General features: G+C 73.1%; 23 protein-coding genes. 15 read left to right on the top strand and 8 right to left on the bottom strand.

Annotated features, from left to right (window positions below; translation table 11 throughout):
- Positions 1–29 precede the first annotated feature (29 nt).
- The 3 genes from GGQ55_RS10085 to larC all read left to right on the top strand — a co-directional run bounded on the left by GGQ55_RS10085 (position 30) and on the right by larC (position 5,633).
- Entirely contained in the window at positions 30–1,700 is a 1,671-nt protein-coding gene (locus tag GGQ55_RS10085) for a GGDEF domain-containing protein (protein WP_366489041.1), read from the top strand.
- A gap of 92 nt (positions 1,701–1,792) precedes the next feature.
- On the top strand, positions 1,793–4,354 hold the full coding sequence (locus tag GGQ55_RS10080) for a diguanylate cyclase domain-containing protein (RefSeq protein ID WP_366489040.1): 2,562 nt from the start codon (positions 1,793–1,795) through the stop codon (positions 4,352–4,354).
- Positions 4,355–4,460: 106 nt separating this feature from the next.
- Positions 4,461–5,633, top strand: a complete 1,173-nt coding sequence (gene larC / locus GGQ55_RS10075; protein WP_179716330.1) for a nickel pincer cofactor biosynthesis protein LarC — start codon at positions 4,461–4,463, stop codon at positions 5,631–5,633.
- On the opposite strand, the gene GGQ55_RS10070 is transcribed toward larC, so the two are convergent.
- Complete coding sequence (locus GGQ55_RS10070; protein ID WP_246323794.1) at positions 5,626–6,735, bottom strand: MFS transporter; 1,110 nt, start codon at positions 6,733–6,735, stop codon at positions 5,626–5,628. The genes larC and GGQ55_RS10070 overlap by 8 nt on opposite strands.
- Before the next feature lie 99 nt (positions 6,736–6,834).
- Here GGQ55_RS10070 and GGQ55_RS10065 point away from each other — a divergent pair, with 99 nt between their 5' ends.
- Entirely contained in the window at positions 6,835–7,041 is a 207-nt protein-coding gene (locus GGQ55_RS10065) for a hypothetical protein (protein ID WP_179716329.1), read from the top strand.
- Between the two features lies 1 nt (position 7,042).
- Here GGQ55_RS10065 and GGQ55_RS28325 read toward each other — a convergent pair whose 3' ends face one another.
- The 3 genes from GGQ55_RS28325 to GGQ55_RS10050 form a co-directional block, all read right to left on the bottom strand.
- Positions 7,043–7,630, bottom strand: a complete 588-nt coding sequence (locus GGQ55_RS28325) for a TMEM165/GDT1 family protein (RefSeq protein WP_179716328.1) — start codon at positions 7,628–7,630, stop codon at positions 7,043–7,045.
- Between the two features lie 165 nt (positions 7,631–7,795).
- A complete protein-coding gene (locus GGQ55_RS10055) occupies positions 7,796–8,044 on the bottom strand; it encodes a hypothetical protein (protein WP_179716327.1) in 249 nt (82 codons plus the stop codon).
- Positions 8,045–8,058: 14 nt separating this feature from the next.
- Entirely contained in the window at positions 8,059–9,855 is a 1,797-nt protein-coding gene (locus tag GGQ55_RS10050) for a sigma-54-dependent Fis family transcriptional regulator (RefSeq protein WP_179716326.1), read from the bottom strand.
- A gap of 286 nt (positions 9,856–10,141) precedes the next feature.
- Here GGQ55_RS10050 and GGQ55_RS10045 point away from each other — a divergent pair, with 286 nt between their 5' ends.
- The 8 genes from GGQ55_RS10045 (at position 10,142) to GGQ55_RS10010 (ending at position 19,337) form a co-directional block, all read left to right on the top strand.
- Entirely contained in the window at positions 10,142–11,797 is a 1,656-nt protein-coding gene (locus tag GGQ55_RS10045) for a ferritin family protein (protein WP_218859232.1), read from the top strand.
- A gap of 140 nt (positions 11,798–11,937) precedes the next feature.
- A complete protein-coding gene (locus GGQ55_RS10040) occupies positions 11,938–12,987 on the top strand; it encodes an NADH:ubiquinone reductase (Na(+)-transporting) subunit F (RefSeq protein WP_179716325.1) in 1,050 nt (349 codons plus the stop codon).
- A gap of 2 nt (positions 12,988–12,989) precedes the next feature.
- Complete coding sequence (locus GGQ55_RS10035; RefSeq protein ID WP_179716324.1) at positions 12,990–14,210, top strand: ferritin family protein; 1,221 nt, start codon at positions 12,990–12,992, stop codon at positions 14,208–14,210.
- Positions 14,207–14,581, top strand: a complete 375-nt coding sequence (gene mimD, locus GGQ55_RS10030; RefSeq protein ID WP_179716323.1) for a propane 2-monooxygenase effector subunit MimD — start codon at positions 14,207–14,209, stop codon at positions 14,579–14,581. Before GGQ55_RS10035 ends, mimD begins: the two co-directional genes overlap by 4 nt.
- 114 nt (positions 14,582–14,695) lie before the next feature.
- Entirely contained in the window at positions 14,696–16,381 is a 1,686-nt protein-coding gene (gene groL, locus GGQ55_RS10025) for a chaperonin GroEL (protein ID WP_179716322.1), read from the top strand.
- Between the two features lie 146 nt (positions 16,382–16,527).
- Complete coding sequence (locus tag GGQ55_RS10020) at positions 16,528–17,553, top strand: NAD(P)-dependent alcohol dehydrogenase (RefSeq protein WP_179716321.1); 1,026 nt, start codon at positions 16,528–16,530, stop codon at positions 17,551–17,553.
- 33 nt (positions 17,554–17,586) lie between these two features.
- Positions 17,587–18,654, top strand: a complete 1,068-nt coding sequence (locus tag GGQ55_RS10015; protein ID WP_179716320.1) for an amidohydrolase family protein — start codon at positions 17,587–17,589, stop codon at positions 18,652–18,654.
- Positions 18,651–19,337 carry an iron-sulfur cluster assembly protein gene (locus GGQ55_RS10010; protein WP_179716319.1) on the top strand — a complete coding sequence of 229 codons (687 nt, stop codon included), beginning with the start codon at positions 18,651–18,653 and terminating at the stop codon, positions 19,335–19,337. The genes GGQ55_RS10015 and GGQ55_RS10010 overlap by 4 nt, the downstream gene beginning before the upstream one ends.
- A gap of 1 nt (position 19,338) precedes the next feature.
- Here GGQ55_RS10010 and GGQ55_RS10005 read toward each other — a convergent pair whose 3' ends face one another.
- Positions 19,339–20,034 carry a class I SAM-dependent methyltransferase gene (locus GGQ55_RS10005; RefSeq protein ID WP_179716318.1) on the bottom strand — a complete coding sequence of 232 codons (696 nt, stop codon included), beginning with the start codon at positions 20,032–20,034 and terminating at the stop codon, positions 19,339–19,341.
- 20 nt (positions 20,035–20,054) lie between these two features.
- Between GGQ55_RS10005 and GGQ55_RS10000 the strand changes: the two genes are divergently transcribed.
- On the top strand, positions 20,055–21,293 hold the full coding sequence (locus GGQ55_RS10000; protein WP_179716317.1) for an Nramp family divalent metal transporter: 1,239 nt from the start codon (positions 20,055–20,057) through the stop codon (positions 21,291–21,293).
- Here GGQ55_RS10000 and GGQ55_RS09995 read toward each other — a convergent pair.
- Positions 21,250–22,089 carry a pentapeptide repeat-containing protein gene (locus tag GGQ55_RS09995; RefSeq protein ID WP_366489039.1) on the bottom strand — a complete coding sequence of 280 codons (840 nt, stop codon included), beginning with the start codon at positions 22,087–22,089 and terminating at the stop codon, positions 21,250–21,252. The two genes, GGQ55_RS10000 and GGQ55_RS09995, sit on opposite strands and share 44 nt — an antisense overlap.
- Positions 22,086–22,964, bottom strand: coding sequence for a haloalkane dehalogenase (locus tag GGQ55_RS09990; RefSeq protein ID WP_179716316.1), 879 nt, complete (start codon positions 22,962–22,964; stop codon positions 22,086–22,088). Before GGQ55_RS09990 ends, GGQ55_RS09995 begins: the two co-directional genes overlap by 4 nt.
- Before the next feature lie 93 nt (positions 22,965–23,057).
- Here GGQ55_RS09990 and GGQ55_RS28320 point away from each other — a divergent pair, with 93 nt between their 5' ends.
- Positions 23,058–23,807 (top strand): MerR family transcriptional regulator, encoded by a 750-nt coding sequence (locus GGQ55_RS28320; protein WP_366489038.1) that lies wholly within the window; start codon positions 23,058–23,060, stop codon positions 23,805–23,807.
- Positions 23,808–24,024: 217 nt separating this feature from the next.
- Positions 24,025–24,195, top strand: coding sequence for a hypothetical protein (locus GGQ55_RS09980; protein WP_179716315.1), 171 nt, complete (start codon positions 24,025–24,027; stop codon positions 24,193–24,195).
- 80 nt (positions 24,196–24,275) lie between these two features.
- On the opposite strand, the gene GGQ55_RS09975 is transcribed toward GGQ55_RS09980, so the two are convergent.
- On the bottom strand, positions 24,276–25,070 hold the full coding sequence (locus tag GGQ55_RS09975; protein WP_179716314.1) for a methyltransferase domain-containing protein: 795 nt from the start codon (positions 25,068–25,070) through the stop codon (positions 24,276–24,278).
- Positions 25,071–25,100 lie beyond the last annotated feature (30 nt).

Here is a 25,100-nt window from a genome sequence, read left to right as displayed (position 1 = left end):
CCGGGGACACCCGTCGAGCGGAGGGAAGCGTGACGCCGGGCCCCGCGCGAGTGACCGAGGGTGACCTCGAGGCTGCGCTGTGGCGTCTGCTCACCGCGAGCGACCACGAGGACCCCACCGCGTTCCGCGCCGCCCTCGACGACGCCGAGCCGGCCCTCGTCGCGGCGACGGAACCGCGCTGGGTCGGGTGGCGGCACGTGCTCACCGCCCGGCGCGGGCTGCTCGACGGCGACGGCGAGATCGCTGCCGAGGCGGCCGGCTGCGCGCGGGAGGCGCTCGAGAAGTGCCCGCCCACCGCCGAGACCGCCCTGGCCATGGCCTACCTCGCGCACGTCGAGATGACCGCCGACCGCTTCGACTCGGCGATGCTCCTGGCCGTCGACGCCAGTTTGCTCAGTGACGGTCCGGCCGCCCGCCCGCCGACCCGCGCCCTGCTGCAGGCGCACTTCTGGCTGTCCCGCACGCTGACCGGCCTCGACCTGGAGGAGCTCGCCGTCACCCACGCCCAGCGCGGGCACGGGGTGGCCCTCCAGCTCGACCACCTCGGCGAGCGCTGGCGGCTGCTGCTGCTCACCGCCCAGCAGCACGCGGAGCTGGCCCAGACGCTGCGCCGGCGCGGCGAGATCGAGCCGGCGCGCGAGCTCGCGCTCACCGCCATCGACTGCGCCACCGCCGCGCGGGTGCTCGACTTCGTGCCCGACCAGGACGAGCAGGACCTGCTCGACGTCGTCCAGGCGTGGGCGATGACCTGCCGCGACGACCTCGACGAGGCCCTGAGCCCCATGCGCAGCGCGCACCGGCGGGTGCAGGACCACGGCGGGCTGTGGCTGCGCGGCTACGCCGACCTGGCGCTGGCCCGGTTGCTCGCGCTGCTGTCGGCGCGCGACCGGCAGCCGGCGCTCGGCGAGCAGGCCATCGACCTGCTGGTCGACGCCTCCGGGGCCTTCGCCGCCGCCGGTGACCGCCGGCGCTACCGGCACTGCCTGCTCGAGCTCGGTCAGGGTGCCGCCGCGCTGGGCCGGCCCGCGGAGGCGCTGCACTGGCTCGAGGCCTACCGCGCCGACACGGGCCGGGCGCACGCCCGCGGCCGCGAGCTGTGGGCCGACCTGTTCGTCCGCCGCAGCCGGCTCCGCGAGGCCGAACGGCAGGCCGCGCTGCTGCAGCGGCACGCGCTGGAGGACCCGCTCACCGGCCTGGGCAACCGCCGCAGCGCCGAGCACCGGCTGGGCAGCCTCTCCCTGGGCGAGGCCCCCGTCTCGCTGGCCGTCGTCGACGTCGACCGGTTCAAGGAGGTCAACGACGAGGCCTCGCACCTGTCGGGCGACGCCGTCCTCAAGCGGGTCGCCGACCTGCTGCGCGAGCACAGCCGCACCCGCGACGAGGTGTACCGCTGGGCCGGCGACGAGTTCCTCGTCGTCCTGCCGACGGCGACCGAGGAGCAGGCCGTCGGCGTCATGGAGCGGCTCCGGGCGGCGATCGCCCGGGCCGACTGGTCCGACCTGCCGCTGTCCTCCCCGGTGACGGTCAGCATCGGCGTGGCGACCGCGCCCCGGATCGAGGGCGAGAGCACCGGCCCGGTCGGCTGGCGGGCGCTGTTCGACACCGCCGACCTGCACCTGTTCAACGCCAAGCGTGGCGGACGCAACCGGGTGCAGGCCCCGGGTGGCATGCTCACCGGCGAAACGGAACCGTCTCCATGACCGTGTGGGGCGCATGGGACGCGACGGACTCCCGTCGGCGTGGCCTGTCCCCGGTGCTCGACTCCGGTGCGGACGACGTGCACAGTGCGCTCGTGCCACCGGGAACCCTGCACCAACGGGTGACCGCTGCCCTGGCCAACTGGCAGCTGGACGACGCCGAGGAACTGCTCGCCGACGTCGAGCGCGATCCGACCCCCTTCGACGCCCCCGAGACCGAGGGGCCCGCCGACCTGGGCCGGGCGTGGGCCGACACCCTGCGTGCCGAGCTGCTGGTCCGCCGGCTGCGCGTCGCCGGCTTCACCCTGGTCGGCGACCCCCTGGGCCCGGCGTCCGAGGCCGCGCCCGCGCCCGCACCCCTGGACCTGCACGCCGGCGTCGCCGAGCTGATCGAGGGCTCCGCCGAGGACGACCGCGAGGACGACGACCCGCGTGCCGAGTCCGCCTCGCGGGCCGCCCTGGCGATCGCGCTGGTCCGCTCGGCGAAGGCGGCCTTCGACGCCACGGACGACGACCTGCAGCGCGCCGCCGGGCTGGCCCGGCACGCCCGCATCGAGCTGCTGTCGCGGCGCATCGACGCGGCGATGGACGAGGCCGTCGAGGCGGCCAGCCTGCTCGACCCGCTGCTGCCCCCGAGCGAGCTGCTCGTCGACACGCTCTCGACCCTGGCCGGCGTCCTCGCCGACCTCGAGCTGATGCCGCTGGCCCTGGACTACCAGCGCCGCGCGCACGAGACCGCCGTCGCCACCGCGGCGCTCACCCCGGACGACGGTGACCTCGAGGTCCTCGTCGCCGCGCACGCCACCCGGCTCGGCGAGCTGTGCGCCGAGCTCGGCGAGGGGCTCCTGGACGACGGCGCCCCCGACTCCGCAGCCCCGCACTTCGCCGAGGCGCGCCGGATGGCCGAGCGGGCGCTGGAACTGCTGCCCCCGGGGCAGCCCGGCGTGGTCTACGCGCAGGTCGTGCACGGCTGGGCGCTGGTGGGCCTGAGCGAGCACGCGGCCGCCGCCGGTCCGCTGCGCGCCGCCGTGCGGATCACCTCGGCCACCGCCGACCGCGCGCTGCTCTCCTCCGCCCAGCTCGCGCTCGGCCGCGCGCTGCGCCGGCAGGGCGACGGCCGCGGCGCCGACGAGCACCTGACCCAGGCGCTGGCGCTGTCCACCGAGCACGGGCTGCCGCGGGTGCGCCGGGCCGCGCTGCGCGAGCTGTGCACGCTGCACTCGGAGCTGGACGACGCCGGCCGCGCGCTGCCGTACCTGCAGGCCTACATCTCCGACGAGCTGGACCGGGTCGACGAGCGGCGCACCCGCTGGGTGGAGCTGTTCGGCCGGCGCAAGAGCCTGCTGGAGACCGAGCGCGCCGCCGGCCAGCTGCGCCGGCAGGCCTACGAGGACCCCCTCACCCACCTGCCCAACCGGCGCTACGCCGAGGCCCGGCTCGACGGGCTGCTCTCGGCGGGCTCGGCGCCGGCGCTCGCCGTCGTCGACGTCGACCGGTTCAAGTCGATCAACGACGCGGTCGGGCACCCGGGCGGCGACGCCGTCCTCCGGGTGGTCGCCGAGCTGCTGGTCGACGGCGTCCGCGACACCGACGAGGTGTGCCGCTGGGCCGGCGACGAGTTCGTGATCCTGCTGCCGGACACCACCGCCGAGCAGGCCGAGCGCGCCCTGGAGCGCATCCGCACCGCGATCGCCACCTACGACTGGTCGGAGATCGGCCTGCGCAAGCCGGTGACGATCAGCGTGGGCATCGCGTCGGCCGCGCGCGGCGACGACCGGCGCACGCTGTTCGCCGCGGCCGACGGCGTGCTCTACGACGCCAAGCGCAGCGGCCGCGACCGGGTCGTCCGGCTCTCCGCCGTCACGCAGACCCGAGCCGGGGGGAGCCCGCTCGACGCGCTGTTCGGCCCGCCGCCCGCTGCCGACACCCCAAACGACGCCGACGAGCCCACCGAACCGGCCGAGGACGACGACGGCTTCGCGCCGCTGCTCGCCGAAGGCCCGGCCGACCCGCCGCTGGGCCTGGGCGGACCGGTCGACCCGCCGCTGGGCCCGCTGCCGGCGGCACGGCCCGCCGCACCGCCGGTCCTCCGGGAGACCAGCGTCGCGGTCGAGCCCGAGCTCGTGCGCGGCGCCGAGCTGAGCACCGACCAGGTGCTCGCGCTGGTGCGCACGGCGCGGCAGGAGCGCCCCGACCGGCCGGTGGTCGTGCTGCGGGCGAGCTCCGACGCGCTGGTCGCGCTGGCCGCCGAGCACGACGCCTACACGACGATGGACGCCGCCGCGAAGGCCGCCGCCGTCGGCCCGGTGATCGAGCCGGCAGGACGGGTGGCGGTGCTGGGCGAGGGGCCGGTCGCCGCCGAGACGGCGTTCGTCGCGCGGGTCGCCGGCGCCGAGGTCGTGCCGGCCGAGGACGCCGACGTGGTGGTCGTCGTCCCGGGGCTCGACGCCACGCTGCCGGCCCGGATCGCGGCGGGCACCGACGTCCCCGTCGTGGTGGTGCCGACGTCGTCCGGGCAGTCCGGCGGCTTCGCCGGGCTCGGGGCGCTGCTCACGATGCTCAGCACGCCGACGCCGGGCGTCGTCGTCAGCTCCCTGGACGACGGGTGGTCGGCCGGGCTGTTCGCCGCGCGGATCTCACGGAAGGCCGCAGGTTAGGGTCCCGACGAGCGGGGGCCCGGAGGGTCCCTCGAGGAGGGACGATGGGGCTCGACGCAGGACGGGGACGGCACCTGGCCGCGGTGTCGCCCGGTAGGGCGACGAAGTGATCGGGTGGCTCGATCTGAGCGCGGGTGCGAGCGGGGACATGCTGCTCGGCGCCCTCGTCGACGCCGGCGTGCCGCTCGACGTGCTCACCCGGGCCGTCGGTGCGCTCGGCGTCGAGCCGGTCATGCTCACCACCGAGCAGGTGACCCGCCACGGCCTCGGCGCGACCCGGGTGCACGTGCACGCCCCGCCGTCGACGACGCACCGCACGTGGTCCGACGTCCGCGAGATCCTCGCCGACGCCGCACTGCCCGACGACGTGCGCGAGCGGGCGCTCGCGGTGTTCCAGCGGCTGGCCGTCGCCGAGGGCCGGGTGCACCGGACGGACCCCGAGGACGTGCACTTCCACGAGGTCGGCGCGCTCGACGCGCTCGCCGACGTGGTGGGCGTGGTCGCCGGGTTCGCGCACCTGGGTCTGGACCGGCTGGCCGCCTCGCCCGTGGCGCTGGGCAGCGGCTCGGCGCGCGGCGCGCACGGCGTCGTCCCCGTGCCCGGGCCGGCGGTGCTCGAGCTGCTGAAGGCCGTCCCGGTGCACGCCGGGCCCGTCCCGGCCGAGACCTGCACCCCCACCGGCGCGGCGCTTCTGGCCGAGCTGGTCGACGTCTGGACGGCGCTGCCGCCGATGCGGGTCGACCGGACCGGCTACGGCGCCGGTGGCCGGGATCCCGAGGAGCAGCCGAACGTCGTCCGCCTCGTGCTCGGCGAGCCGGGGGACGGCGTCCCGCCCGGCCCGGTCGTGCTCGAGACCAACGTCGACGACCTCGATCCGCGGCTGTGGCCCGCCGTCCTGGACGCGCTGTTCGCGGCCGGCGCCTCCGACGCGTGGCTCACGCCGATCGTGATGAAGAAGGGCCGCCCGGCGCACACGCTGTCGGCGCTCTGCCCGGCGGACGCCGTGGCCGCCGTGCAGCGGGCGGTCTTCGCGCACACCTCGAGCATCGGCCTGCGGGTCGTACCCGTGGGCAAGCTGGCCCTGGACCGGGCCATCGCGCGGGTCGAGGTGCTCGGCGGCTCGGTGGCGGTCAAGCTCGCCCGCGTCGATGGCCGGCTGGTCAACGTGAGCATCGAGTACGAGGACGTCGCGGCCCTGGCGAAGAGCCGGCAGCTGCCGGTCAAGGAGGTGCTGCGGGCGGCCACGGCGGCCGCGGCGGCGGCCTACCCGGTCACCTGACCCGCAGTCCCACCGCCACCACCGGGACGACGGCGAGCACCAGCAGCGCGATCGCCCCGGCGCCACCGAGCGCCCACGCGGCGAAGACCGGCAGCGAGGCCAGCTCCACGCCGAGGCCCGCGACCGAGGTGATCGTCGCCCGGTGCGGTCCGGTGATCCGGTCCTGCAGCCGCGCCTCGGCCACGACCAGCACCGCGCAGTACAGCCCGTAGAAGACGGCGACCGCGGCCAGCGCCGCCGGGTGGGCCCAGAGCGCCGCGGTCCAGAGCGCCGCGGCGGCGACGACCAGCAGGGCCAGCAGCCACCGGGCCGGCAGCCGGCCCGCCCGGTCGGCCAGGGCGGCGCCGACCGCACCGGCCAGCGGGATCGCCAGCGTCGCCACCGGGACGGCGGCCGCCGGCACGCCCCAGTCGCCGGCCATCAGCGGCCAGTACTCCTCCACGCCGTCGATCCCGCCGAGCACGGCCGCGGCGAGCACGACCACCCGCAGCCCGGGGCGGCGCAGCGCCTCGACCGCGCCGGACCACAGCGTGCGGGCGAACGAGCGCACCTCCGCGGCCGCGTCGCCGTCCGGACGGCGCGGCGCCTCCGGGAAGCGCGCGGCCAGCGCCGCCGCGACCAGGCACGTCCCGACGCTCGCCCACCCGACCAGCGCGTAGCCGCCGAGCGCGAACAGCGCGGTCGCGGCGAACGCCGTGGGCACCTGGGCGACCAGCCGCGCCGCGTCGAGCCGCCCGGACACCCGGGTGTAGCCGGCGGGATCGGTCAGCCCCTCGTAGATCAGCGCCTCCGCCGAGCCCGAGGCCAGCGCGCCGCCGATCCCCCACAGCACGAAGCCGGCGGCGAAGGAGGCGAGCGAGGGCAGCGCCGTCCAGAGGACGAAGCCGGCCGCCTCGAGCAGCGAGGCGAGCACCAGCGCGCCGCGGCGCGACCAGCGGTCGGCCAGCGCGCCCGTCGGCACCTCGGCGACCAGCGCGGTCAGCGACCAGACGGCGAACAGCGCCGAGATCTCGGCTTGCGACAACCCGGTGTCGGCGAACAGCAGCGCGTACAGCGGGTAGAGCGGCACCAGCGAATCGGCGACCGCCCAGGCCGCCGCCAAGCGGGTCAGCGAGCGCGTGCGTCAACGGAACGGCATGGCGCGGACGCTAGCCGGGTGCACCCTGTAGCGCATCCGGTTTCACCGGAGAGGAGCGCCACCGTGCATCTGCCGTCGCCGGTCACCGTCTGCCGGACGGTCGTCGTCCTGGGCTTCCTGCTGGCCCTCGCCCTCGCCGGCCGGCCCGGCTGGTCGACCGTCGGCCTCGGGCTGGCGCTGGTCGCGGTGTGGCTGGCCCCGCTGGTGGTCCGGCACGCGCGGCACCGCGCGGCCCTGCACGCCCGGCCGGCCGAGGCGCCGGCCGGCTGACTCAGGTCAGCTGCGCGATCGCCTCGATCGTCAGCCAGATGCCGAAGAGGAAGAACAGGGCCGCCGCGCCGTAGGCGATGACCTTCTCCGGCAGCCGCTTGCCCAGCGCCCGGCCCACGACGATGGCCAGCGCGTCCGCGGCCACCATGCCCAGCGTCGAGCCCAGCCACGTGCCGAACCAGCCGTGGTCGGTGGCCAGGGTGATCGTGGCGAGCATGGTCTTGTCGCCGAGCTCGGCGAGGAAGAACGCCGTGCCGACGGCGATGATCGCCCGCTTGCCGGCGCGGTTGACCTTCTCCTGCTCGTCGTCGGTCAGGGTGTCACCGCGGAGGGTCCAGAACCCGAAGGCGATGAAGGCCAGCGCCGCGGCGAGGTTGATCCAGCCCGTGGGCAGCGCCGCGCCCAGCCCGTAGCCGATCGCGACCGACACCAGGTGCACGATCGCGGTGGCCGCGGTGATGCCGATGAGCACCGGCCAGACCTTGAAGCGCGTGGCGAAGGTCAACGCCATGAGCTGGGACTTGTCGCCGAGCTCGGCGACGAAGATGACGCCGAACGCGAGGAGCGTGCTGGCAAGTACTGCGTCCACGGGGCGGTGCGGGCCTCTCTCGTCCGGCCGGGACGAGATGCGATGACCTCGACCCGGCACGTGCTGCCTGGATCGAAGGTCTCGCCCGCCTGGAGGACCAGGCCGCGCGGCCGGACGTCCGCCGGGAACCGGCGTCGGTCAGTCTGTCGACCGCGACATTGGGGGCTACTCCCCTTCGCTGGCCTCGATCCTAGCTGCGACCGGCCCACGGCACACCGTGACGATCGTCTCCGGGCGCGTCGGCGCCGGTCGCCGGTTGGTCGCCGACAGCAGCGGCGCGGCCCAGACGCCGACGAGCACGAGGCCGAGGAGCACGGCGAGCCAGACGGGGCGGCCGGCCACCACGAGCACGGCCAGCCAGGTGCTGACGACGGCGGTCCGCCCGGCGGCGCGGACGACGATCGGGGATGCCATGGCCGGCTCCTCGCTCAGGACGTGCCCGTGGTCGGCACCGAGATCCCGTAGTCGCGGATCTTGCGGTAGATCGTCGCCCGCGACATCGCCAGCCGGCGGGCCGCCTCGACCTTGTTGCCGCCGGCGTCCACCAGCGCCTCGACGATGGCGTCGCACTCCAGCGACTCCAGCGGGGTCAGCACCCGCTTGCTGGTGACCCGGCACTCCGGCGGCAGGTCGCGGACCCCGATCAGCCCGGAGCGGCGCCGGGCCACGACCTTGCGCAGCACCGCGACCAGCTGGTCGACGTTGCCCGGCCAGCGGTTGTGCGTGAGCACCCGCATGGCCTCCGGCGAGCAGCTCACCGCCGCGTGCCCGGAGCGCGCCAGCAGGTAGGGCACCAGCTCGGCGACGTCCTCGACGTGGTGGCGCAGCGGCGGGACCGGGACCGTGCGGGGGAAGCAGGCCAGGACGGCGGCCAGCTCGGGGCCCGGCTCGTCGTGCAGCGACCGGACCGTGGCCACCACCCAGGGCCGCTCGGAGTCGGTGGCCTCCCGGTAGGGCTCGAGGACGTCGGCCAGCTCGGCGAGCACCGGCCGGTCGAGCAGGTCGACGTCGGTGAGGATCACCGTGCCGCCGCTGACCGCGAGCTCCTCGGCCACGTCGGCCACCCACTCGGGGCCGGCCGTCTCCGCGGCGAGCACGCGCAGCCGCGCCGCGGGCGTCCGGGTCTGGTGCGCGGCGCGGGCGGCGGTCGCGCGGCCGGAGCCGGGCTCGCCGTCGAGCACCAGCCACTCGCCGGCCTGCAGGTGGCGGTCGACGGCCGCGCGGCACTTGAGCCAGGCCCCGCCCGACCCGACCGACGCCGACAGCGCCGCGCCGGAGACGTTCAGGGCGGCCGGCGCGGGCGCCGGCACCGAGCTGACCAGCTGCACGTCGAGGACGCCTCCGACGATCCCCTTCTGGGTCACCGTCGGGCGGCAGTGCACGCGCGCGGACCGGCCGCTGGGCAGGTCGATCAGCAGCGGGTGCCGCCGGCCCTCGGCGAGCGCCTCGGTCGCCTCGGCCAGCAGCGGCTCCTGGTCGGCCGGGTCGAGCAGCTCGCGCGCCCGGTCGTTCATCATCAGCAGGTCCTGGCCGACGGCCAGCACCGCGCCCCGGTTGCGCCGGCAGGCCACCAGGTAGTCGTTGAGGACGGCGAGCTCCCGCTGCCCCGACTGGGCGAGCAGCATCTCCTCGATCCGCCGGGTGAGCGTGGCCGCGGTCGCGACCAGCAGCGGGCCGGCGTCGCGCTGCCAGCAGGTCAGGTCGACGACGCCGAGCACCTTGCCCGTCACAGGGTGCCGGATCGGCGCGCCGGCGCAGGCGAGCTCCTCCAGCCGCTCGACGAAGTGCTCGTGGCCGAACACCTGGGCCGGCCCGCGCGCCTCCAGCGCCGTGCCGATGCCGTTGGTGCCGACGAACCGCTCGGCGTAGCTGAACCCGGGGGCCAGCCAGACGCGGTTGAGGTGCTGCTCGAGGCCGGAGTCCCCGGTGCGCCGGGACAGGACGACGCCCTCGCTGTCGCAGAGGATCACGCTCACCGGCTCGGTGGCGAACAGGTCGGCGATCTGCAGCAGGACAGGCTCGGCGGCGGTGGCCAGCAGCGTGTCGTCGTCCACCCCCGGCTCGTACGGCAGCTCGAGGTGGTCGGGCCGGACGTGGAACAGCCGCGACCGGGTCCAGGACGCCAGGATCGGCTCGCGGACCATGCCCGGGCGGACCGGCTCGTCGACGAGGAACAGCGTGCGGGCGCGGGCGACGTCCTGCCCACCGGTGGGGATCACGGACATCGGCCTCGCCTCCTCGCCTCTGAGGAACGGCCCCCCAAGCCTAGGGATCACCACCCTAGGAAAGGTCGATGTGAGCGACGTCTCATATTGAGACCACTCACGGCCCGGCGAGCCGCTGTGATCCGTGCCACGAGGAACACGGTGCCGGGGGCACCGCACCGCGTTCCCCGCACCCTCCGGGGTCCACGACGCCCGCGCCGTCCTGGCTTCCGAGGAACCGAGAACGCGCTGCCGCACGTCCCGGCGGCGCCGACCGAGTCCCCCACCCCCGACGTGAGGAGTCGACGTGAGTCGACAGAGCCTGGCGAAGGCCCACCAGAAGATCCAGGAACTGGCCTGGGAACCGCAGTACCACGAGCCGTACATGAAGTACGGCACCGACTACACCTTCCGGAAGGCCCAGAAGAAGGACCCGCTCAAGCAGATCCTGCGGTCCTACTTCCCGATGGAGGAAGAGAAGGACAACCGCGTCTACGGCGCCGAGGACGGCGCGATCCGCGGGAACATGTTCCGCCAGGTGCAGGAGCGCTGGCTGGAGTGGCAGAAGCTGTTCCTGTCGATCATCCCGCTGCCCGAGGTCTCGGCGGCCCGCTCGATGCCGATGCTGTTCCACGTCGTCCCGAACCCGGAACTGCACAACGGCCAGGCGATCCAGATGATCGACGAGGTACGGCACTCGACGATCCAGCAGAACCTCAAGCGCCTGTACATGAACAACTACATCGACCCGGCCGGCTTCAACAACAGCCTGCGCAACTTCCACAACGACTACTGCGGCACCATCGGCAGGCAGTTCGCGGAAGGGTTCATCACCGGTGACGCGATCACCGCGGCGAGCATCTACCTGACCATCGTCGCCGAGACCGCGTTCACGAACACGCTGTTCGTCGCCATGCCGGCCGAGGCCGCCGCCAACGGCGACTACCTGCTGCCGACGGTCTTCCACTCGGTGCAGTCCGACGAGTCCCGGCACATCTCCAACGGCTACGCCACCCTGCTCATGGCGCTGTCCGACGAGGGCAACCGGCAGCTGCTCGAGCGCGACCTGCGCTACGCGTGGTGGAACAACCACGCCGTGGTGGACGCCGCGATCGGCACCTTCATCGAGTACGGCACCAAGGACCGCCGCAAGGACCGGGAGTCCTACGCGGAGATGTGGCGTCGGTGGATCTACGACGACTACTACCGCAGCTACCTGGTCCCGCTCGAGAAGTACGGCCTGACGATCCCGCACGACCTGATCGAGGAGGCCTGGAACCGGATATGGAACAAGGGCTACGTGCACGAGGTCGCTCAGTTCTTCGCCACCGGGTGGCTGGCCAACTACTGGCGCATCGACCCGATGACCGACGAGGACTTCGAGTGGTTCGAGTACAAGTACCCGGGCTGGTACGACAAGTACGGCAAGTGGTGGGAGAACTACAGCCGCCTGTCCATCCCGAACGGGCACAAGCCGATCGTCGGCGAGGACGTCGACTACGTGTATCCGCAGCGCTGCTGGGTCTGCATGGTGCCGTGCCTCATCCGTGAGGACATGGTCACCGCGGAGATCGACGGCGTGCACCGCACCTACTGCAGCGAGACCTGCCGCTGGACCGATGTCGAGGCCTTCCGCCCGGTGTACCAGGGCCGCGAGACCCCGAACATGGGCCGGCTGGTGGGGCACCGCGAGTGGGAGACGCTCTACCACGGCTGGACGTGGGACAAGGTCGTCGAGGACATGGGCTTCGTCCGCGACGACGGGAAGACGATGACGGCGCAGCCGCACCTGAACCTCGACCCCAAGAAGATGTGGACCACCGAGCACCTCAAGAGGCTCGGCCCGGTCCTGTCCCCGAACGTCCTGTTCAACGAGATGAGCGACGCGGAACGGGCGGCGTTCGTCGCCGACTACAACCGCCAGGGCCCGGCCGGCCGGCCGGCCCCCGCCCCGAGCGCCTGAGCGCGGGTCAGGCGAGGGGGAGGGCCGGGTGCCCCCCGGCCCTCCCCCGCCACCACCCACCCCCTCCCCCACGTCGCTGAGGGCTGTCCGCAGACCGCCGGCGGCGCGGAGACGACCTGCGTCCCGCGAGAGATGGAGTCATGGGCGACAAGCACCACGTGAGGTTCGAGCCGGTCGGCATCGAGATCGAAGTGGACTCCGACCAGACCATCCTGCGGGCCGCGGCCGAGCAGGGGGTCCAGCTCATGCACGGCTGCAAGGAAGGCCAGTGCGCCTCCTGCAAGTCCTTCGTCCTGGACGGCGAGGACATCGAACTGGACAGCTATTCGACCTTCGCGCTGCCCGACTTCGAGCGAGAGGAGGGCCAGACGCTGCTCTGCCGGGCGCACCCGTACGAGGACCTGGTGATCGAGCTCCTCAACTACGACGAGGAGATGATCCAGTCCGGGCTGCCGCTCCGGCAGGGCGTCGTCGAGGTGATCGCGAACGAGCCGGTCACGCACGACATGCGCCACCTCACCGTCCGGCTGGTCGAGCCGGAGGAGATCAAGTACTTCCCCGGCCAGTACCTGGACTTCCAGGTTCCCGGCCACCATGCCAGCCGGTCGTTCTCGATGGCGAACATCCCCAACCGGGAAGGCATCTTCGAGTTCGTCATCAAGGTCTACGCGGGCGGGCTGTTCTCCGGGCTGCTGGCCGACAGCATCGCGCCGGGTGACCGGCTGCAGGTGGAGGGCCCGTTCGGCGCCTTCCGCCTGCGCGAGAGCAGTCTCGCCGATCTGCTCTTCCTCGGCGGCGGGGCGGGCCTGGCGCCGCTGCTGGCCCTGCTCCGGTCGATGGCCGACCGGGGCATCGAGCGGCCGGTCACCTTCTACTACGGGGCCCGGACCGCCCGGGACCTGTGCTTCGCCGACGAGCTGGCCAAGCTCGCCGAACTGCTGCCGAACCTCACGTACGTCCCCGCGCTGTCCGAGCCGGGCGAGGACGACGGGTGGACCGGCGAGACCGGCCTGATCACCGACGTCGTCGCCCGCCGGGAGACCGACCTCTCCGGCATGGACGCCTACGTCTGCGGACCGCCGCCCATGGTCGAGGCGGCGGTCGCCACGCTCTCCCGGCTCGGGCGCAGCGAAGACCGCATCTTCTACGACAAGTTCACCACCACCGGTGAACCGGAAGGCGAGGACTGATCATGACTGCAACCCCGGAAGCCCCCCAGCGCACGGAGACCCCGGAGCGCCCGCCGCGCAGCGTGCCCAAGCCCCAGTTCACCGACGCCGAGGCCGGCGCCAAGGAGTTCCCGGACTCCGACGTCAGCGCGCGCCGCTACAACTACTACAAGCCGGCCAAGCGGAAGCAGACCCACTACGAGGACGTGACCGTCGAGGTCCAGCCCGACCCGCGGCACTACCTGTCCCAGGGCTGGATCTACGGCTTCGCCGACGGGCAGGTCGGTTACCCGCTGACCTGGACCAAGCTCAAGGCGTGGGGCGTGGACAAGCCCGAACCGGTGCGCGGCGTCGGCACCGGCGGCGGCGGCCAGGGCCTGGACTGGCCGGCCCACGGGTGGCACGAGTTCCGTGACCCGAACGAGGAGTGGGAACAGACGATCTACCGGTACAACGCCAACGTCGTCCGGCAGATCAACGGCAACGTCGAGAACGCGCGCAACGCCAAGGCCTTCGACCAGTGGAGCAAGAACTGGGTGACCTTCGTCGAGCGCAGCGTCGGCGCCTGGATGCACGTCGAGCACATCCTCGGCCTCTACGTCTTCGCGGCGAACGAGCGCTCCGCGCCGACGAACATGCACAACACCGCGCTGGCGGTGAACAGCGCCCACAAGATCCGCTTCGCGCAGGACCTCGCGCTGTACAACCTCACCCTGACCGAGGAGATCCCGGGCTTCGACGGCTCGGCGCACCTCGCCGCGTGGAACGGCGACGCCGAGTGGCAGGGCGTCCGCGAGGTCACCGAGGCCCTGACCGCGATCGAGGACGACTGGGGCGAGGCCCTCTTCGCCGCCAACATCGTGTTCGAGCCCCTCATCGGCGAGCTGTTCCGCAGCGGGCTGGTCATGCAGGCCGCCCCGGGCAACGGCGACTTCGTGACGCCCACCGTGATCGGCGCGGGCGAGTACGACTACGCCCAGCGCGACCTGCGCTGGACGCAGGCCTGCTTCGGCCTGCTGACGCAGGACCGCGAGTTCGCCGAGCACAACAAGTCGCTCATGCAGGACTGGCTGACGGCGTGGGTGCCGCGGTGCCTGGCGGCCGCCCGCACCATGCAGCCCCTGTGGTCGCAGCCCGACGCCCGGCCACCCCGGTTCGAGGACTCCCTCGACCGCGCCAAGAACCGTTTCGCCGGGATCCTCTCCGACCTCGGCCTGCAGACCCCGAAGGAGCTGGCCCAGTGACCACCACGGCAACCACCGCGTTCGGCGCGGTGAATGCGACCTCCTCCAACCGAGCCGGCATCACGCTGATGAACGACCAGGTCGGGCATGTGATCGCCGAGGTCATGAAGGAGAAGCCAGGGGTCACGGTGACCTACCTGCCCTCGATGATCCGGGTGGACGCCGACACCCGGATGGACTTCGACTACGACGAGCTGGCCGAGGCTCTCGGCGAGGAGGCCGGGTCGTTCACCTCGGCCGACCTCGAGGAGAGCATGTCGACCCACTACGGGCGGATGGTCCACGAGGACGACCGCACGATCATGTTCGCCAACCCCGAGGACGCCGCCGAGTACATCGGCTTCGACCTCAAGGCACTGCAGGTCAGCTGATCCCTCCCGCCAGGCGGCCGGCCGGCATCCACGCCGGCCGGCCATCTGGCGTCCGGCCGAACCGGCCGGTCCCACCCGCGCACAGACCGTCCACCCCACGGCCCAGGAGGACCCATGGCCAAGGAACTGCGCTTCGGCGCTGACGCACGCCGGCTGCTGCAGGCCGGCGTCGAGCAGCTCGCCGCCTCGGTGAAGAGCACGCTCGGCCCCAAGGGGCGCAACGTGATCATCGAGAAGATCACCGGCTCCCCGGAGGTCACCAACGACGGCGTCACCATCGCCCGCGAGATCTACCTGCGCGACCCGTTCGAGAACATGGGCGCCCAGCTGGTCAAGGAAGCGGCGATCAAGACCAACGACACCGTCGGCGACGGGACGACGACGGCGATCGTGCTGGCCGAGGCGATCGTCAAGCAGGGCATGACGGCGATCGAGAGCGGCGGCAACCCGGTGCTGGTCAAGCGCGGGATCGACGTCGCGGTCGCCACGCTGGTCGAGCACCTCGCCGGCGTCGCCCACGCGATGCGCACCGAGGAGGACTTCCGCCGGGTGGCGTCGATCTCGGCCAACGACGACGACACCATCGGCGACGTCGTCGCGCGCGCCCTCTACGCGGTCGGCGACGGCGGCGTGGTGACCGTCGAGGACTCCGCCGTCCTGGGCATCGACGTCGACTTCGTCGAGGACTTCGAGTTCGACAACGGCTACGTCTCGCCCTACATGGTCACCGACGTCGGCCGGCTCGAAGCCGTCCTGGAGGACTGCTACGTCCTGCTCACCGCGCACAAGATCACCGACGTCAAGCAGCTCATGCCGGTGCTGGACAGCATCATGCGGGCCCCGAAGCCGCTGGTGATCGTCGCCGAGTCCGTCGAGGGCACCGCGCTGCAGATGCTGGTGCACAACCACGTCAACGGGATCTTCCGGTGCGTCGCCATCCAGGCGCCCGGGTTCGGCGAGAAGCGCATCCACCTGCTCGAGGACATCGCGGCGCTGACCGGGGGCCAGGTGCACTCGCGGGCGTCGTCCTTCGCGCTGGACCAGATGACCACCGCGCACCTCGGTCAGGCCGACCAGGTCCGGGTGACCAGCGACCGCACGGTGATCATCGGGGGCCGGGGCGCGGCCGCGGCACGCGATCGGCGGCTCTCGCAGCTGCGCGCCGAGCTGGAGCGGGCCACGATCGGCACCGACCAGGACTTCCTGTCCGAGCGGATCGCGCGGCTGTCCGGGAAGGCCGCCGTCATCCACGTCGGCGCGCCGACCAACGCCGAGGCCAAGGAGATCCGGCACCGCGTCGACGACTCGCTGCAGGCCACCCGCGCCGCCATGGCCGAGGGCATCGTCGCCGGCGGCGGCTCGGCGCTGCTGCACGCCGAGCCGGCGCTGTCCGCGCTCGACGTCTCCGGTGACTACCGGACCGGCGTGGAGATCGTGCGCAGCGCCCTCACCGAGCCGGTGCACCTGATCGCCGCGAACGCCGGCTACGACGCCGAGGACGTGGTCAAGCAGGTCAGCGGGATGGCCGTCGACGAGGGCTTCGACGCGCTGCAGGGCCGCTTCGGCGACCTGATCGAGCTCGGCGTCATCGACCCGCTGCGGGTGGTCCGCTCGGCGCTGCAGAACGGCGCGTCGGTGGCCGGGCTGGTCCTCACCACCAACTCGCTGGTGGCCGAGGAGCAGACGCCGTGGAACAAGGCGCTGATGACCGAGTTCGGGCCGCTCGACGAGGGCCTGCCGCAGCCGTCTCCCGACGCCAGCACCCCGCAGTCCCTGGGCCTCGGCCCCTCCATGGGCTGAGCTCACGTGGTTTCGCGCGCTTAACCGGGCGCGGTTAAGCGCGCGAAACCACCGGGTCGCCTGTGTCTCAGATTGAGACGCACGCGGGAGCAGGGCGTCCGTACGTTGCCGTCCACAGGGGTCGCCCGAGCCGGAGGAGACGTCGTATGCGAGCCGTCCGCGTCCACCGCTACCACGAGGACCCGTCGATCGACGACATCGGCGAGCCCAAGCTCCTCGGCCCGCTCGACGTCATCGTCAAGATCGGCGGCGCCGGCGTCTGCCGCACCGACCTGCACATCCTCGAGGGCCAGTGGGACGAGATCCAGCACCCCGAGCTGCCCTACGTCATCGGCCACGAGAACTCCGGCTGGGTCCACGAGATCGGCGAGGGCGTCAGCAACGTCGCCGTCGGTGACACGGTGATCCTGCACCCCCTCGCCACCTGCGGGCTGTGCCTCGCCTGCCGCCGCGGCGACGACATGCACTGCGAGAACGCCTACTTCCCCGGCCTGTCCAACAACGACGGAGGCATGGCCGAGTACCTGCGCACCTCCGCCCGGTCCTGCGTCAAGCTCGAGCCGACGACCCAGCCCGCCGACGTCGCCGCGCTGGCCGACGCGGGGATCACCGCCTACCACGCCGTCCGCAAGGCCGCGCCGCTGCTGCACCCCGGCACCACGGCCGTCGTGCAGGGCGCCGGCGGCCTCGGGCACATCGGCATCCAGTGCCTCAAGGCGCTCACCGCCACGCGGGTCGTCGTCGTCGACAAGAACCCCGACGCGCTGAAGCTGGCCGGGGAGATCGGCGCCGACGAGACCGTGGTCGCCGACGGCGACCACGTCGCGGCCGTGCAGGACCTCACCGGCGGCGGCGCGAGCGTGGTGCTGGACTTCGTCGCCGAGCAGGGCGCGGAGATGGACGCCTGGCACATGACCGGCGCCAACGGGTCGCTGTTCGTCATCGGCTACGGCGGCGAGCTGCGCATCCCGACCCTGGAGTTCGTCGCCGGGGAGAAGAACGTCATCGGCAACATCGTCGGGACCTACGCCGACCTGACCGAGCTCATGGTCCTGGCGCAGGCCGGCCAGGTCACCCTGCACACCCAGCAGTACCCGCTCGACCGGGCGGTCGACGCCCTGCACGACCTCGACGCGGGGAAGGTGCGCGGCCGCGCCATCCTCGTCCCCTGATTTCCCCCGCAGCGACGCGAGAGGCGGACATCCATGTACGAGAAGGACGGCGAGAAGTACTTCATCGTCGACGGCCACATGCACTTCTGGGACGCCAGCCGCGAGAACTGGGTCCAGGGGCGGGAGAACCTGGCGAAGGGCTGGATCGACTGCTTCTACGGCTACCACAAGCTGGCGCCGCCGGAGACCCACTGGGACTGGGAGCACTACCTGAAGGTCTCCGAGGACGACCTCATGAAGGACGTCTTCGAGGACGGCTACGTGGACAAGGCGATCTTCCAGTCGACCTACCTCAAGTACTGGTACAAGGACGGCTTCAACACCGTCGAGCAGAACGGTGCGCTGATCGAGAAGCACCCGGACAAGTTCATCGTCAACGGCCGGTTCGACCCCCGGGACGGCGAGGCGGGCCTCAAGCAGCTGGAAGAAGACGCCCAGCGCTGGAACCTCAAGGGCGTGAAGCTCTACACCGCGGAATGGCACGAGAACGGCTCCCGCGGCTGGAAGCTCACCGACAAGGATTCCTACCGGTTCCTGGAGAAGTGCCGTGAACTGGGCATCACCAACATCCACGCGCACAAGGGCCCGACGATCTGGCCGCTGAACAAGGACGCGTTCTCGATGGAGGACGTCGACCAGACCGCGACCGACTTCCCCGACCTGAACTTCATCATCGAGCACGCCGGGATCCCGCGGATCGACGACTTCGCGTACATGGCGGTGCAGGAGCCGAACGTCTACGCGGGCTGCTCGGTGGTCATCGGCGGGCTCATGTACTCGCGGCCGAAGTTCTTCGCCAAGGTGATCGGCGAGCTGCTCTTCTGGGTCGGCGAGGACCGCCTCACCTTCGGCAGCGACTACAACATCTGGACGCCGAAGTGGCAGGTCGAGGGCTTCGTCGACTGGCAGATGCCCGAGGACGACGCGTTCACCGACTACCCGCGCCCGACGGTCGCCACGAAGAAGAAGATCCTCGGGCTCAACGCGGCCAAGCTCTACGGCATCGACGTCCCGGAGGAGTGCCGGCTGCCCGAGCCGCCGAACATCGTGCAGCAGCCCGGCGAGCAGCTGGTCGAGGAGACCGCCGGGGCGCAGGCGTGAGGACCGACGACGCCGTCTGGCAGGCGTTGGGGACGGTGCTCGACCCGGAGCTCGACGAGCCGATCACGACTCTCGACTTCGTGGCCTCGTGCACCGTCTCCGACGACGGCGTCGCCTCGGTCCGGTTGCGCCTGCCGACGTTCTTCTGCGCGCCGAACTTCTCCTTCCTCATGGTCGCCGACGCCTACGACGCGGTGTCGGCGGTCGAAGGGGTGACGCGGGCGGAGATCGCGCTGGAGGACCACCACGCCTCGAGCGAGATCAACGGCGGGGTGGCCGCGCACGCCGGTTTCGTCGAGACGTTCGCCGGCGAGGCCGACGCCGAGCTGGCCGAGCTGCGGCGCTACTTCCTGGAGAAGGCGGTCGTCGCCGGGCAGGACCGGGTGGCCCGGCCGCTGGTCGACGCCGGAACCGGGCCCGACGAGCTCGCCGTGCTGACGCTCGGGGCGGCGCCCCCCTCGGTCGACCTCGACCGGCTGCGGGCGCGGCGGGCCGTGCTCGGGCTGCCGGCGGACGACGGCGCGCCGCTGCTGATCCACCCCGACGGCACCCGGGTGTCCGCGGCGCAGGTCCCGCTGCACCTGCGGCGCGCCCGGCTGACCCGGCTGGGCATCGAGAGCAACGGGGAGTTCTGCCGGAGCTTCCTCAAGACCCGGTATGCGGACGCGGCCGGCACCGGCTGACTCAGCCCGGGTGCGCGACCAGCACCCGGAAGAGGTTGTGCAGCCGGTAGCCCCCGTCGTCGGTGCGGTACGGCTCCAGCCGGTCGAGGACGGCGTCCCGGAGCGCGACCGGGCCCGCCGAACGCCCGACCGCCCGGCCGAGCGCGGAGTCGAACAGCGGTCCGAGCACCGCGTCGTCGTCCTCGTAGTCGAAGGGGCAGACCACCTCGTCGAGGCGGTCGACGACCAGACCGGCGCGCTCGGCCAGGCCGCGGAGGTCGACCGGGTCCGCGGCCGGCCGGGCATCCAGCCACGGGGCCAGCGCCTCGCCGAAGACCCGGACGTCGCACTCGTCCTCGCGCCCCCACACGGTCGCGGCGACCACCGTTCCGGTCCGGCCGGCGGTGGCGAGGACGGCGACCGGGTCGACGACGTGCATCAGCAGCTGCACCGCGGCGACGACGTCGAACGGTCCGGCCGGCGGGTGCTCCGCCGTCCCGACGACGAACCTGCCCTCCGGCACCTCGGCCGACGCCATCGCGACCGCCGCCGGGTCGCGGTCGACGCCGGTCACGCGCGCGCCGCGGTCGGCGGCGGCCCGGGCGAACAGGCCGGTGCCGCACCCGAGGTCCAGCAGCGTGGCCCCGGGGCCGACGGCGGTGGCGTCGAGGACGGCGGCGTGCAGCGGCGTCCCCCAGCCGCGCGGGCCCTCGGTCACGCCGGCGACCCTAGGGCGGGATGACCGTGCTGGAGAAGGACGCGGCGGTCCGCGCCACCCGCCGGCGCCGGCTGGCCCTGTTCGGGCCGGCCTTCGTCGCCGCGATCGCCTACGTCGACCCCGGCAACTTCGCCACCAACGTCTCGGCCGGCGCGCGGTTCGGCTACCTGCTGCTCTGGGTGATCGTCTCGGCCAACCTGATGGCGATGCTCGTGCAGAGCCTGTCGGCCAAGCTCGGGCTGGCGACCGGGATGAGCCTGCCGCAGAACTGCCGCGCGCGGTACCGCCGGCCGGTCGTGCTGGGGCTGTGGGTGCAGGCCGAGGTGGTCGCCATGGCCACCGACTTGGCCGAGGTGATGGGCGGGGCCATCGCGCTGCACCTGCTGTTCGGGGTCGACCTGTTCACCGGCGGGGTCATCACCGGAGCGGTCGCCTTCGGTCTGCTCGCGCTGCAGACCCGCGGCGACCGGCGCTGGATCGGCGCGGTGACCGCGCTGTTCACGGTCATCCTCGTGGCGTTCCTGCTGCTGATCGTGCGCGTCCCGATCGATCCCGCCGGCGCCGTGGCCGGTCTCGTGCCCCGCTTCGACGGCGTCGCCAGCCTCGTGCTCGCCACCGGGATCCTGGGCGCGACGGTGATGCCGCACGCCATCTACCTGCACTCCGCCCTCGTGTCGACCAGCATCCCGGCCGGCACGGTCAACCAGCGGCGGCGGGCGCTGCGGGCCCAGCGCGGCGACGTGTTCGCCGCGATGAGCCTGGCCGGGCTGGTCAACGTCTCGATGCTGCTCGTCGCGGCCGCGCTGTTCGCCGGGTCGGCGTTCGGCGGGACCGACTCCCTCGAGGGGGCGCACGCCGGGTTCGGCGCGGCGCTCGACGGCTCGGCGGCGCTGCTGTTCGCGCTGGCCCTGCTGGCCTCCGGCTTCGCCTCCACCAGCGTGGGCACCTACGCCGGCCAGGTGATCATGGACGGCTTCCTCCAGCGGCGGATCCCGCTGTTCACCCGCCGCGCCCTGACCCTCGTGCCGGCGCTGGCGATCCTGGCGCTGGGCGTGGACCCCACCTACGCGCTGGTGGTCTCGCAGGTGGTGCTGTCCTTCGGCATCCCGTTCGCGCTGGTGCCGCTCGTGCTGCTGACCCGCCGGCCCGACGTCATGGGCGAGCTGGTCAACCGGCGCCGGACGACGGTGGCCGCCGTCGCGGTCGCGGCGGTGATCATCGCCCTGAACGCCGTGCTGCTCGTCCTGCTGTTCTCCTGACCTGCGGCAGCGACCAGTGCAGGGGGCGCCGCAGGTGCCCGGGGACCGCCGTGGTCGCGTCGCCGCTCGCGGACTCGAGCTGGGCCTGGGTGACGAACAGCGCTCCGGTCAGGTCGGCGCCCCGCAGGTCCGCACCGCGCAGGTCGGCGCCGACGAGGTCGGCCGCACGGAGGTCCGCGTCGCGCAGGTCCGCCCCGATCAGGTAAGCGCCGCGCAGGTTCGCCCCGCGCAGGTCGGCACCGCGCAGCCGCGCTCCGACCAGGTCGGCGCCGCGCGCCTCCCGCCCGGGCAGCCCGGCCCGCAGCCGCTCGCTGACCTGCAGCAGCAGCGCGCTCACCTCGGCCCGGACGGCGCCGACGTCGCAGGCCGCGAGCTCCTCGGCGCTGCCCCGGGTCAGCGCGTCGACCCGCTCGCAGGCCGCGGTGAGCTCCTCGGCGGGCGCGCGGTCGATCGCCTCGGCCAGGTAGGCCAGCAGCTCGTGCAGCTGCCGGACGACCGGGAAGACCGCGAACATCCGCCGCGCCGTCCCGGCGTCGTCCCGCCAGTCCCGGCCGCCGAAGGTGACCTGCGAGACCTTCTGCCCGGCGCCCAGGCAGTCGAAGACGGTGCACCCGGCGAAGCCCCGCTCCCGCAGCGCACCGTGGATGCCGCAGCGGAAGTCCTCCTGCAGGTTCGTGCACGGCGTGCCCGCCGGCTTGTCGACGGCGAAGTCGGCGGAGCGGGCGAAGGGCAGGGCGACGCAGCACAGCCCGAAGCAGCGGGAGCAGTCGGCCTGCAGCTGGTCGGTCCGGGTCACCTCCCCAGTGTGCGCAGCCAGTGCGCGAGGGCGCGGCCGACCTCGTGCGGCGAGTCCTCGGGCACGAAGTGCACCCCCGGCACGGTCACCTCGATCAGCGCCGGCCACCTCCGGACGACGGCCCGCTGCCGGCCGACGAGGATCGAGCCGGGGTCGGCGTTCAGGAACAGCTTCGGCACGCGGCTGTGCGCCAGCCACTGCCCGTACCGGGCGACGACGTCGTGCATCAGCGGCGGGACGTTCTCGATCGGGATCTGCCGCGGCCACTCCAGCGTGGGCCACCGGTCGGCGGGCTCGCGGAACGGCGCCCGGTAGCGCTCGTGCGCCTCGGGGCTCAGGCCGTGCAGCGTCGAGGCCGGCAGGATCCGCTCGACGAAGACGTTCTTCTCCAGAACCGCCGCCTCGCCGTCCGGACCGCGCATGGTGCGGAAGATCTTCCGGGCGTCGGCGGGCCAGTCGGCCCAGACCAGCGGCGCGACGATCGCCTCGGTGAACGCGATGCCGCGCACCCGGTCGCGGTTGCGGCTGGCCCAGTCGAAGCCGAGCGCGGAGCCCCAGTCGTGCAGGACGAGGGTGACCGGCCCGGCCGGGAGCACCGTGTCGAACCAGGCGTCGAGGTGCGCGGCGTGCGCGGCGAAGGAGTAGGTGCCCGGTCCCGGGTCGGGCAGCTTGTCCGACTCGCCCATCCCGATCAGGTCGGGCGCCAGGCAGCGGCCCAGGTCGCGCACGTGGGGGATCACGTTGCGCCACAGGTAGGACGACGTCGGGTTCCCGTGCAGGAAGACGATCGGGGACCCCTCCCCCTCGTCCACGTACGCGAGCCCCACGGCGCGCTTGCGGACGAACGGGTCGAGCGGGGAGACGTCGTCGGGCACGACGCCGATCCTCTCCCGCGGGCCCGGATCGCGCTTGACCCTGACGTTGCGTCAGGCTGCACCCTCGGCCCCGTCAACAGAGGAGGGATCCGGGTGAACGTGGGCGAGGTGGCCGCGCTGGCCGGCGTGACGGTACGGACGCTGCACCACTACGACCGGATCGGGCTGCTGTCGCCGTCGGAACGGACGCCGGCGGGCTACCGCCGGTACACGCCGTCCGACCTGGACCGGCTGCACCAGGTGCTGGTCTACCGCGAGCTCGGGTTCCCCCTCGAGGAGATCGCGACCCTGCTCGACGACCCGGCCGCCGATCCCGTGGCGCACCTGCGCCGGCAGCTCGCGCTGCTGCGGGACCGGCTGGACCGGATGCGGGCCGTGGTCGCGGCCGTGGAGAAGGAGATGGAGGCACGCACGATGGGGATCTCCCTGACCCCCGAGGAGCGCTTCGAGGTCTTCGGCGACGACGACCCGTCGCGGTACGACGCCGAGGTCCAGGAGCGCTGGGGCGAGACCGACGCCTACCGCGAGTCGCGGCGGCGGACGTCGTCCTACACCAAGGACGACTGGCTGCGGATCAAGGAGGAGGGCGCCGAGGTCGAGCGGCGCTTCGCCGAGGCGCTGCGCTCGGGTGCCGCGGCCGATTCCGAGCAGGCCATGGACGTCGCCGAGGAGCACCGGCAGCACATCAGCCGGTGGTTCTACGACTGCCCGCCGGAGATGCACGCCGGACTCGGCCGGATGTACGTCGAGGACGAGCGGTTCACCGCGCACTACGAGGAGATCGCTCCCGGCCTGGCGGAGTACGTGAGCACCGCCGTCCAGGCCAACGCCGCCCGGCGGTGACGCCTGAGGTGGTCTGAGCCGCCGGCGCCGGATACTAGGGATGCCCCTTAGGCATCCCCGGGACCCGGCGCCGGCGCACGACACCTGACATCTGAGGGACTCGACCGCCGCGATATACGCCGCTCTTCCGATTCGGGGAACTACCTGGGATCGACATCCTTTTCTCACCGGCGCAGCACACAGCGAGCCGGACCACACGGAGAGGGAGAAACCAGAAATGTCCGCGACCGCGACCCTGCGCCCCACCGAGATCACCGACCGCGCCCTGGAGAACCGCTACTTCCAGCGGCACCTGACCAGCAGGTTCTTCCGCCTGGCCGACCGGCTGTGGCTCGCCGAGATCGAGGACGCCGCCGCGCTGCTCGAGCTGGAGGACCGCCTGTACTGATCCTCGACATCCTCGCGCTGAATGCCGCTCCCCTGACCCGGAGCGGCATTCAGCGCATTTCCGTGCGCCCCGACAATGCGTCAGACCCGGATGAGCAATTCGCCGTGCATCATGCCGAGCCAGCCGTCGTCGGCGTCCCGCCAGCGCTGCCACGCGGCGGCGATCCCGCCCAGTTTCGCGGCGTCGGCCAGCCCGTAGGCCACCGCCTGCTCGGCGAAGGACGACGCGGTCGCCCGCCCGGCCCACGAGTTGCCCCACCACTCCCGCTCGGCCGGCGAAGAGTAGCACCAGGACGACGTCGTCGCCGTGACGTCGCGCAGCCCGGCCGCGTGCGCCCAGGCGAGCAGCCGGCGGCCGGCGTCGGGCTCGGCGTCGTTGCGCCGGGCCACCCGGTGGTAGAGGTCCAGCCACCGGTCCAGCCCCTCGTCGTCCGGCCACCAGACGAAGGTGGCGTAGTCGACGTCCCGGACGGCGAGCAGACCACCCGGCCGGCAGACCCGCGCCATCTCGCGCAGGGCGGCGACCGGATCGGTGAGGTGCTGCAGCACCTGGTGGGCGTGCACGACGTCGAAGGAGTCGTCGGGCGCCTCGAGCGCGTACACGTCGCCGACCGCGAAGGTCACCGCGACGCCGCGCGACTCCGCCAGGGCGCGCGCCTCGTCCAGCGGATCGGCGGAGACGTCCAGCCCCACGACCCGTCCGGGCGCCACCCGCTCGGCCAGGTCGACGGTGATCGTGCCCGGACCGCAGCCGACGTCGAGGACGTCGAGGCCGGCCCGCAGGTGCGGCGCCAGGTAGGCCGCCGAGTTCTCCACCGTGCGCCAGCGGTGCGACTGCAGCACCGGGTCCGCGTGCCCGTGCGTGTACGTGTCCATGGCGCCCACTCTGGCGCATGGTGTCCACTC

The organism is Petropleomorpha daqingensis (genome assembly GCF_013408985.1).
In the GTDB taxonomy this organism is placed as follows: Bacteria; Actinomycetota; Actinomycetes; order Mycobacteriales; family Geodermatophilaceae; genus Petropleomorpha; species Petropleomorpha daqingensis.
This window is presented reverse-complemented; position numbering and strand designations above follow the sequence as displayed.